Origin of the sequence: uncultured Pluralibacter sp. (genome assembly GCF_913775985.1) — a bacterium.
Classification (GTDB): Bacteria; Pseudomonadota; Gammaproteobacteria; order Enterobacterales; family Enterobacteriaceae; genus Pluralibacter.
Genome location: NZ_CAJYMB010000107.1, coordinates 1 through 2,435, shown reverse-complemented (window position 1 = coordinate 2,435; position 2,435 = coordinate 1). Strand labels below are relative to the sequence as shown.

The 2,435-nt window shown below is 63.1% G+C and carries 4 protein-coding genes; 1 reads left to right on the top strand and 3 read right to left on the bottom strand.

Annotation, left to right across the window (positions count from 1 at the left end; genetic code table 11):
- Positions 1-547: LysR substrate-binding domain-containing protein (locus QZ766_RS13245; RefSeq protein ID WP_297202711.1), on the top strand; the 547-nt coding region annotated here is incomplete at its 5' end.
- Here QZ766_RS13245 and mdcH read toward each other — a convergent pair.
- The 3 genes from mdcH to QZ766_RS13230 form a co-directional block, all read right to left on the bottom strand.
- Positions 537-1,448, bottom strand: a complete 912-nt coding sequence (gene mdcH / locus QZ766_RS13240) for a malonate decarboxylase subunit epsilon (RefSeq protein ID WP_297202709.1) — start codon at positions 1,446-1,448, stop codon at positions 537-539. The two genes, QZ766_RS13245 and mdcH, sit on opposite strands and share 11 nt — an antisense overlap.
- Before the next feature lie 4 nt (positions 1,449-1,452).
- A complete protein-coding gene (locus QZ766_RS13235) occupies positions 1,453-2,070 on the bottom strand; it encodes a malonate decarboxylase holo-ACP synthase (RefSeq protein ID WP_297202707.1) in 618 nt (205 codons plus the stop codon).
- Position 2,071: 1 nt separating this feature from the next.
- A partial coding sequence (locus QZ766_RS13230) for an AEC family transporter (RefSeq protein ID WP_297202705.1) occupies positions 2,072-2,435 on the bottom strand: 364 nt, incomplete at its 5' end.

The following is a 2,435-nucleotide window of genomic DNA, read 5'->3' as shown; positions in this document are numbered from 1 at the left end:
GCTGGAGCTGGATCTCACGATGGGATCGAACGAAATGCTGCTCAATATGCTGGAAGATGAAGCGCTCGATGCCATCTTGATTTCCACCAGCGAAGAGGGTTTTGCCGACTCGGCGTTTGAAACGATCCCGCTGTTTCACGACGATATTTTTCTCGCCGCGCCGGCAAGCGAGGATCTGCCCGCCGAAGGCGAGGCCGACCTGCGCAGCTATGCGGATCGCAAGTTTGTTTCGCTGGCGGAGGGGTTTGCTACCTACGCCGGTTTTCAGGAAGCTTTTCACGTTGCCGGTTTTGAGCCGGAAATCGTCACCCGGGTAAACGATATTTTCTCGATGATTAGCCTGGTGCAGGCGGGGGTTGGTTTTTCGCTGATCCCCGGCAGGATGAAGAAGGTGTATGAAAACGATGTGCGGCTTATCAAGCTGGCGGAGCCCTACCAGATGCGCCAGCTTATCTCCATTGTCTACTCCCACCACCGCGAGCGGGATCAGGATCTGCTGGCGCTGGCGGCGGAAGGGCGGATGTACGCCCGCAGCCTCAACGGCTGAGGCGGTTTGCCAGGTGGCGCGCCACCTCAATGCTGTTGCGCTCCATGCAGATAGCTTCTCCCTGCCATCCCGCCTGGTGGGTTAGCCCGGTCAGCACGCTGCCCGGCGGCATCTCCAGCGCCAGCCGCGCGTCGCGATGGTCGCCGCCAACCAGCGCGACCATCGCGTCCTGCCAGTGGACGGTGCGGGCCATATTAAAGGCCAGATCGTCGGCTATTTTCTGCGGCTCCCACAGCGCGCGCCCGGTAGAGCCGCTCAGGTAGGTGCAACCAGGGCGTGACAGCGTCACGCTGCGAAAGGCGTCGGCCAGCTCGGCGGCGGGTTTATCCAGCAGGGCGCAGTGGGACGGCACGCTCACTGCCAGCCTGGCGGCGCGGCTGGCGCCCGCGTCCAGCGCCCGTTGAGCGACTTTGGCCATCTCTTCATCCCGTCCGGCAATCACAATCTGCGTTTCGGCATTGAGATTGGCAATGTAGGTTTCGGTGCCGGCCATCAGCGCCTCAACCCGATCCAGCGTTAATCCCATAATGGCGGTGAGCCCATAGCCGTGGGGATAAGCCTGCTCCATCAGGTCGCCGCGCAGCGCTACCAGGCGCAGGGCGTCGTCAAAGCGCAGCGCACCTGCAACGGCGGCGGCGGGATAGGCGCCAATGGAGAGCCCGCTGGTAATATCCGGCTTCAGGCCATTCTGAATTAATGCTCTTGCCCAGGCGACGCCCGCAATCAGCAGGCACAGCTGCACCGCGCGGGTGTGTTTCAGGGCGTCTGGAGTGTCGAGCTGGTCGGTTTCATCGCCGAGAACGGCGCGAACCTCGCTGAGGACGGCTTCTCCATCGGGAAGCTGCTGCAGCATGCCGGGGCGCTGGGTGCCCTGGCCCGGGAACGTAAAAAGAATTTTCATACGGTTAAGACTCCTGCTGCCAGGGAGAGTCGGTCAGGCGCGGTCCGGTCGCCGTTTTTAACAGCACCCGGCCTTCGCGCAGCCACTCGTTGAGTGCAAATGCGCCGCGGGGCGTCTCTACCTGGGTATCGGCGCGGCAGGGCAGCTTTGCTACCTGAGCCTGCCACTGCCGGAGTTCATTATCAGCCAGCGGCTGCGGGGCGCGGATCAGCAAATCCAGATCGCTGTCGGCGTGCAGTACGGGAATTTCAGTGGCCAGCGCGTAGCCGGTGCTGCCGGTAATGCCCCAGCACCACGGCCAGGCAAAAGTCGTCAGCATAATTGCCGCCTGAACCGGCGGCTGGGAAACGAAGGGTGAATCAAGCAGGCGCTGGCGGTCGGCCAGCGCTTCAGGCGCAAGCCGGCGCGCTATCGCGTCGGGGCGAACCCAGCCGGCGGCGCGCTGCTCGCGCTTGATACCGCGTACGCCGACCGGGACGTCGCCCCGGTCGTTAACATCGCGCCGCACCACTACCGGCAGCGCGGTGCGCCACTGGGTTGCGACCCACGCGTCGCTGACGTGAAGCAGGTCGTCGGCGGCGTTGAGCCACAGCAGGTCGTGAGGGAGCGGCGCGTTTTTCATCTTACAGTCCTGAGGTTAAGGTAATGAACAGCGGCAGCGAGAGGATAGAGAGTACCGAGCTCAGCAGCAGCACGGCTTCTGCATCCGGCGACTGCACGCCGAAACGGTTACCGAACACCACGCCAAAGAAGCCGGCGGCCAGCGCAATCATCAGGATAGCGGTGACGGCAACGGAACCGTGCAGGCCCAGACCCATCACGATACCCCAGGCGATAAACGGCTGGATCAGCAGCTTGGTGATGGTGGCAATACCGACCATGGCGTTCAGTTTCAGCTTGCGGGCAGACAGGATAACCCCGGTCAGGAACAGCGCGGCAGCGGTTGCGGCCAGGCCCAGCGGCTTGATAGACGCCAGCAGCAGATCC